Source organism: Mesorhizobium sp. P5_C1, assembly GCF_054049815.1.
Window position 1 is genome coordinate 1 of the sequence record NZ_JBFULQ010000277.1, and the last position, 7,221, is coordinate 7,221.

General features: G+C 62.7%; 6 protein-coding genes and 1 pseudogene. 1 reads left to right on the forward strand and 6 read right to left on the reverse strand.

The window, feature by feature from the left end:
- On the forward strand, positions 1–1,169 hold a 1,169-nt coding region (locus tag ACXJ7R_RS20195), incomplete at its 5' end, for an acyltransferase family protein (protein WP_457153391.1).
- Between the two features lie 48 nt (positions 1,170–1,217).
- On the opposite strand, the gene ACXJ7R_RS20200 is transcribed toward ACXJ7R_RS20195, so the two are convergent.
- From ACXJ7R_RS20200 to ACXJ7R_RS20225, 6 genes and pseudogenes are all read right to left on the reverse strand, one after another.
- The gene (locus ACXJ7R_RS20200) at positions 1,218–2,285 is read right to left on the reverse strand and encodes a BMP family ABC transporter substrate-binding protein (RefSeq protein WP_457153392.1); all 1,068 of its coding nucleotides are present in this window, start codon (positions 2,283–2,285) and stop codon (positions 1,218–1,220) included.
- A gap of 50 nt (positions 2,286–2,335) precedes the next feature.
- Positions 2,336–3,256 carry an ABC transporter permease gene (locus ACXJ7R_RS20205; protein ID WP_095091569.1) on the reverse strand — a complete coding sequence of 307 codons (921 nt, stop codon included), beginning with the start codon at positions 3,254–3,256 and terminating at the stop codon, positions 2,336–2,338.
- Positions 3,256–4,386, reverse strand: a complete 1,131-nt coding sequence (locus tag ACXJ7R_RS20210; RefSeq protein WP_457153393.1) for an ABC transporter permease — start codon at positions 4,384–4,386, stop codon at positions 3,256–3,258. Before ACXJ7R_RS20210 ends, ACXJ7R_RS20205 begins: the two co-directional genes overlap by 1 nt.
- Positions 4,383–5,960 carry an ABC transporter ATP-binding protein gene (locus ACXJ7R_RS20215; RefSeq protein WP_457153394.1) on the reverse strand — a complete coding sequence of 526 codons (1,578 nt, stop codon included), beginning with the start codon at positions 5,958–5,960 and terminating at the stop codon, positions 4,383–4,385. The genes ACXJ7R_RS20210 and ACXJ7R_RS20215 overlap by 4 nt, the downstream gene beginning before the upstream one ends.
- A 133-nt stretch (positions 5,961–6,093) precedes the next feature.
- Complete coding sequence (locus ACXJ7R_RS20220; RefSeq protein WP_457153395.1) at positions 6,094–7,074, reverse strand: quinone oxidoreductase family protein; 981 nt, start codon at positions 7,072–7,074, stop codon at positions 6,094–6,096.
- 22 nt (positions 7,075–7,096) lie between these two features.
- A pseudogene (locus ACXJ7R_RS20225) lies at positions 7,097–7,221 on the reverse strand (phosphatidylcholine synthase); the annotation flags it as partial.

A 7,221-nucleotide genomic window follows, 5' to 3' on the forward strand; every position in this document is an offset into this window, starting at 1 on the left:
CGCTTAACCCGTTCAGCCGCGATCCGCAGTATGGTTTCCAGACCGTAAATGCGGAAATTCGGATGGACGTCAGACCTGCCAGCCAGGATCACATCGCGACGCTGGACCTGCTCAGGCTGACGGCGGCGCTGGCGGTCGTGCTCTTCCACTATTTCTTTCGCGGCGCGGCCGCTGAAGGCTTCCTTGGCGAGGGGTATCCACGTGCAGCACCGTTCGCCATCCATGGCTATCTCGGCGTCAATCTGTTCTTTCTGATCAGCGGTTTTGTCATTGCCTGGTCGGCGGAAAACCGCCGCTGGGACCAGTTCGCGATCGCACGTTTCGTTCGCCTCTATCCGGGTTTCCTGCTCTGTATGACCATCACTTTCGCGATTGTCGTGCTTGCCGGCACAACGCTGCTTCCTGCCTCCTTCGCCCAGTATGCCGCCAATCTGACGATGTTCGCGCCAGCCTTCGGCCAGCCTTTCGTGGATGGCGTCTACTGGTCGATCGTTCTTGAACTGGTTTTCTACGGTTGGGTGACCCTGGCCCTGTTCACCGGGCTGTTCCAGAGACACAAGCTGGAATTGATCWTCATCTGGCTGGCGATCTCGGCCTTGAACGAATTCTTCCTCGGCAGCGGCGCGGCAAGGGTGCTGTTCATCACCGAGTTCGCGCCGTTCTTCGCCGCCGGCGTGCTGGTCCACCACCTCCACGCACATGGCCGTTCCCTGCCGGCCTTGCTGCTGCTCGCGGCATCGTTCCTGATCTCATGCGGCACACTGTCCGTGACCCAGCACTGGATGCAGGATCACTATGGCATCGCCGTTTCGTCGGCCAATCTCGTTGTCGCCAATGTCGTCATGCACGCGGCCTTGATCGGCGCGGTCCTGTTGCGTCATAGCGTGCGGTCATCGGCGCTCACCCTGGCGCTGGGTGGGCTGACCTATCCGCTCTATCTCCTGCACCAGAACATCGGTTATCTCGTCATCAACGCCGCGGCTCCCCTGGTCGGCAAATGGTTCGCAGCCTTTGGCTGCACCGCACTGATGCTCATCGTTTCCTGGGCGATCTGGCGCATCTGCGAACGACCGGCGCAGCGGCTGCTCAGGATTTGGCTGGGCCGCGCGGTCGATGTCGGCTTGGCGAGGTTTCGTCGTGCCCAGGTCGCAACGGAACCCGCCGAATGAAAAAGGGCGCCCTGCGGCGCCCCTTTCCTTTTTGGAATCTCGCGCCGCTTACTGCGGCAGCTTGTCGTCAACGCCCTTCACATAGAAATTCATGCCGAGCAGCGTGCCGTCGTCGGCGACCTCGCCATCCTTCAGCCACGGCGTGCCGTCCTGCTTGGCGATCGGTCCGGTGAAGGGGTTCCAGCCGCCGGCGATCTTCTTCTCGGTGGCTTCGGCCATCGCCTTCACGTCGTCGGGCATGTTGGTGAAGGGGGCGAGCTTGACCGCGCCGTCCTTGATGCCGAGCCAGACATTGTCAGGCTTCCAGGTGCCGTCGAGGGCCGCCTGGACCCGGCTGATGTAGTACGGACCCCATTCGTCGGTGAGCGAGGTCAGCTGCGCGTTCGGCGCGAACTTGATCATGTCGGAGGACTGGCCGAAGCCGTGCAGCTTGCGCTCCTCGGCCACCTGCAGGGCAGCGGTCGAATCGGTGTGCTGGACGACGATGTCGGCGCCTTGGTCGAACAGCGCCTTGGCGGCGTCGGCTTCCTTGCCCGGATCGAACCACGAGTTCACCCAGACGATCTTGGCCTTGAAGTTCGGGTTGATCGACTGTGCGCCGAGCATGAAGGAATTGATGCCCATCACCACTTCGGGGATCGGGAAGGAAACGATGTAGCCGGCAACGCCGGCCTTCGATTCCTTGGCGGCGATCTGGCCGAGCACATAGCGGCCTTCATAGAAACGCGCATTGTAGATGCCGAGATTGTCACCGGTCTTGTAGCCGGTTGCGTGCTCGAACATCACCTTGGGGAATTTCTTGGCGACCTTCACTTCCGGGTCCATGAAGCCGAAGGAGGTGCCGAAGATGATCTTGCAGCCTTCGCGCGCCAGCCGCTCGAACGCACGGTCGGCATCGGGGCCTTCGGAGACGTTTTCGAGATAAGCGGTTTCGACCTTGTCGCCGAGCGCCTTCTCCACCTCGAGACGGCCCTGGTCGTGCTGGTAGGAATAGCCGAAATCACCGATCGGGCCGGTGTAGACCCAGCAAGCCTTCAATTTGTCGGCTGCCTCTGCGGACGCCGCCAGCGAAACTGCCGCTGTCGTGGTCATCAGGGCAATAAGCAGTTTTTTCATTGTGTTACCTCTCTGTGTTAAGCCTTGGAGCTTCCCGTTTGTTATTATTGTCAACGATCCGGAACGAATGGCTGCCCCAAGGAAGCCGGCGTGTTCATCATCGTCAGACGCTTGTTGCGCGAGATTAGAACGAGAACCACGACGGTTGCCAGATAGGGTAGCGAAGAAAGGAACTGTGACGGCACTGGAATGCCAAAAGCCTGTGCATGAAGCTGGCCGATCCACACCGCGCCGAAGATGTAGGCGCCGGCCAGCACCCGCCATGGCCTCCACGAGGCGAACACCACCAGCGCCAGCGCGATCCAGCCGCGGCCGGCGGTCATGTTCTCGACCCATTGCGGCGTATAGACCAACGACAGATGGCCGCCGGCCAGACCGGCACAGGCGCCGCCGAAGATCACCGCGAGATAACGATAGCGGATGACCTGGATGCCCAGGGCATGGGCCGACGTGTGGCTGTCGCCGATCGAGCGCAGCGTCAGTCCGGTACGGGTCTTGAACAGGAACCACATGACGGCCGCGGTCAGCGCGATCGAGATGTAGAAGATAGGATCCTGCCCGAACAGCAATCTGCCGACGACGGGGATCGAGGTCAGCCCGGGGATGTCGAGGTTGGGCAGCCGTTCGCCTGGCTGGCCGACAAAGCTCGTCCCCATCATGCCGGACAGGCCGAGGCCGAGCAGCGTCAGCGACAGGCCCGTCGCCACCTGGTTGGTGGCCAGCGACAGGGTCATGACGGCAAACAGCAGCGAGAACACCGCGCCCATGGCGATAGCCGCCAACAAACCGATCCAGGGTGATCCGGTGAGATAGCTGGCGCCGAAGCCACCGACGGCGCCCATGATCATCATGCCCTCGACGCCGAGATTGAGCACGCCGGAGCGCTCGACCACCAGTTCGCCGATCGCAGCGATAAGCAACGGAGTTGCCGCCGTGGCGATGGTCAGAAGGATGTTTATGGTGATGTCCATCAACGGGCTTCCTTCAACTTTGGCGCGGCTTCGAGTTTTGCAGCGCTTTCCGGTTTGGTCAGCGCCAGGCCGATCAGGCGAATGCGGTAGTGAATGAGCGTGTCGCAGCCGAGCACGAAGAACAGCAGCATGCCCTGGAACACCCGCGCCACCTTGTCGGAGATGCCGAGCGCGCTTTGCACGGCTTCACCRCCGAGATAGGTCAGCGCCAGCACCAGACCGGCGGCGACGATGCCGAGTGGATTAAGGCGGCCAAGGAACGCCACGATGATGGCGGTGAAGCCGTAGCCGGGCGAAATGACAGGCTGCAGCTGGCCGATGGCGCCCGAGACTTCCGAGATGCCGGCAAGGCCCGCCAGGGCACCCGACAGCAGGAAGGCGAAGAACACCATGCGGTTGAGGCCGAAGCCGGCGAAGCGCCCTGCCCGCGGGCTTGACCCCAGCACGCGCACTTCAAAACCCTTCAGCATGCGGCTCATCAGGATCCAGACCAGCACCGCGGCGACCAGCGCGAAGACAAATCCCCAGTTTGCCCGTCCGGCATCCGGCATCAGCTCCGGCAGCACGGCGGAGTCGTTGAACTGAATGGTCTGCGGGAACCCATGGCCCTGCGGGTCGCGCCACGGTCCTCGCACCAGCCAGTCGAGGAAGAGCTGGGCGACATAGACCAGCATTAGGCTGGTCAGGATCTCGTTGGTGCCGAAGCGCGTCTTGAGCAGAGCCGGGATCGCCGCATATGCGGCACCGCCGACCATGCCGAGCAGCAGCATCAGCGGCAGCACCAGCGGGCTTTCGAACTGCGGAAACAGCACCGGAATGATCGAGCCGACAATGCCGCCCAGGATGAACTGGCCTTCGGCGCCGATGTTCCAGATGTTGGCCTTGTAGCAGACCGACAGGCCGACAGCGATCAGGATGAGCGGCGCCGCCTTGATCGCCAGTTCATGCAGCTGCCAGACCTGGCTGACCGGCTCGATGAAATAGATCCGGAAAGCGGTCAACGGGTTGACGCCAAGCAATGCGAACATGATGGCGCCGGCGATGATCGTCAGCGCAAAGGCGATGAATGGCGACAGGGCCGAGAACAGCGCGGAGCGCTGTGGGCGTTTGACGAGTTCGAGGCGCATCATGCCGTCTCCAGCGTATGTTCGGCGTGGCCGGGCTCGGCGCCGCCCATCAGCAAGCCAACCTTCTCGAAGGTCGCCTCGGCGATCGGCAACGGCTTGGACAGTTCGCCATTGTGCATGACCGCGATCGCATCCGATATCTCGAACAGCTCATCGAGATCCTGGCTGATCACCAGCACCGCCGACCCGCTGCGCGACAGTTCGATCAACGCCTGGCGGATGTGGGCAGCGGCACCCGCGTCGACACCCCAGGTCGGCTGGTTGACCACCATGACGCTCGGCCGGCGGTCGAGTTCACGGCCGACGATGAATTTCTGCAAATTGCCGCCCGAAAGTGCCGCGGCTTCCGGATCCGGCGCGCTCTTGCGCACGTCCATTGCCACGATGATGCGTTGGGCGGCGGTGTAGATGGCAGCGCTCTTGACCATTCCGCCGGCGCCGACAAACGCCTTGCCGTCGGTGGCATGGCGCGACAGCAGCAGGTTCTCGGAAAGCTTCATGCGCGGCGCGGCCCCGTGGCCGAGGCGCTCTTCCGGCACGAAGGCAGCGCCCAGCAACCGACGTCCGGTGATGGTGAGGCCACCCGCGTCCTTGCCACGGATGCGCACGGAAGCGGCATCCTGCTGCAACACCTCGCCGGAGACGGATTCGAAGAATTCGCCCTGGCCGTTGCCGGCGACACCGGCAATGCCGATCACCTCGCCGGCGCGGACGTTCAGGTTGATGCCCTTGAGCGGTATCGAGAACGGCGTTGCCGGCTTGCGGGTGAGGTTGCGGATCTCGAGCAGCGGCTGCGCCTTGTCGATCCCCTCGACCGGCGCACGCACCACGGCCTGCACTTCGTTGCCGACCATCATGCGGGCCAGCGACGAGGCCGTTTCCTCACGCGGATTGCAGTGGCCGACCACCTTGCCATGCCGCAACACGGTGGCGCGGTCGCAGATGCGTTTGACCTCTTCAAGCCGGTGCGAGATGTAGAGGATGGATTTGCCTTCCGAGCGCAGACGCTCCAGCGTCTCGAACAGCTTGTCGGCCTCCTGCGGCGTCAACACCGAGGTCGGCTCGTCCAGGATGATGAGCTGCGGCGTCTGCAGAAGGCAGCGGATGATCTCGATGCGCTGGCGTTCGCCGACCGACAGGTCGCCGACCAGCGATTCCGGATCGAGCGGCAGGCCGTAGCTGTAGGAAAGCGCCCTCGCCTTCGCCGCGATGCTGCTGATCGGCGAACCGTCATCGAGCGACAGCGCGATGTTCTCGGCGGCGGTCAGCGCCTCGAACAGCGAGAAGTGCTGGAACACCATGCCGATGCCGAGCTTTTTCGCCGCGCCCGGGCTGGAAATCCTGACCGCCTGGCCGTTCCAGAAAATCTCGCCGGAGTTGGGCTCCAGCGAACCGAACAGCATCTTGACCAGCGTCGACTTTCCGGCGCCGTTTTCGCCGAGCAAGGCGTGGATTTCACCCTTGGCGATGTCGAGATCGATATGATCGCACGCCGTCAGGGTGCCGAATATCTTGGTAAGACCACGGACCTCGAGCAGGTTCGTGCCGTCCTGATTTGCACTCACAGTGCCTCCCATCTGGTTAGCCAGATATGTTCTGTGTTCCCGCAAGCATGGTAGGCGCGGCCGGCTCTCATCGGAAAGCGGCACGCGTCTTGAAAGAGCTTCAAGAATTTCAGCGGAAATTCAAGGGATAGCAAGGCAGAAGGGACTAAGGGATGAGAATGGTGGTCCCTGTTGTCCTGCGGCCCTCGAGGTCGGAATGCGCCTTGCCGGCGTCCTTGAGCGCATAGCGCTGGTTGATCTTGATCTCCACGGCGCCGCTGAGCACGACCTCGAACAGGGCGGCGGCGGAGGCCTCGAGGTCCTCGCGTTTCGCATTGTAGACGAACAAGGTCGGCCTTGTGGCGAACAGCGAGCCCTTCTGGGCCAGCAATGACATGCTGAATGGCGGGATTGATCCCGAGGACTGGCCGAAGCTGACGAACATGCCGAGCGGATTGAGGCAATCGAGCGACGCCGGAAACGTGTCGTTGCCGACCGAATCGTAGACGACGTCGCATTTCCCGCCACCGGTGATGGCGGCGACGCCGGCAACGAAATCCTGCTCCTTGTAGTTGATGACGTGATCGAAGCCGTGCGCCTTGGCGAGCTCGATCTTGTCGGCTGAGCTGGCCGTGCCGATGACGGTCGCGCCGAGATATCTAGCCCACTGCCCGAGGATCAGCCCGACGCCGCCGGCCGCGGCATGAAACAGGATCGTGTCGCCTGCCTTCACCTTGAAGGTGCGCCGCAGCAGATACTCGGCGGTCATGCCTTTAAGCATCATCGCCGCCGCCTGTTCGTCGCTGATGCCGTCCGGCACCTTGACCACTTGGCTGGCCGCGATGACACGTTGCTCGGCGTAGGCGCCGCCGACATTCGTCGCATAGGCAATGCGGTCGCCCGGCTTCAGCCAGTCGACGTCCTGGCCGACTTCTAGCACCACGCCTGCAGCCTCGCTGCCCGGAACCAGTGGAAATCCGCCAGGCGGCGGATAAAGGCCGGTGCGGTGATAGACATCGATGAAATTGAGGCCGATCGCCGTATGCCGGATCAGGATCTGCCCCGATCCCGGACGGCCGGGATCGGTGTCCTCATAGGTCAGGACTTCCGGGCCACCATTGGCGTGGATGCGGATCGCTTTGGACATGGGCGGAACTTCCTTGGGCTGATCAGACTTTTTTGGCACCGAGATTTGGAAAGAACTGCATGACGCCGCCGATGCAGGCAAGGTAGAGTCCGGTAATTGAGATGCCGATCTTGGTGAAGGTGCTGACCTGCTCGCCCAGCACGCCGA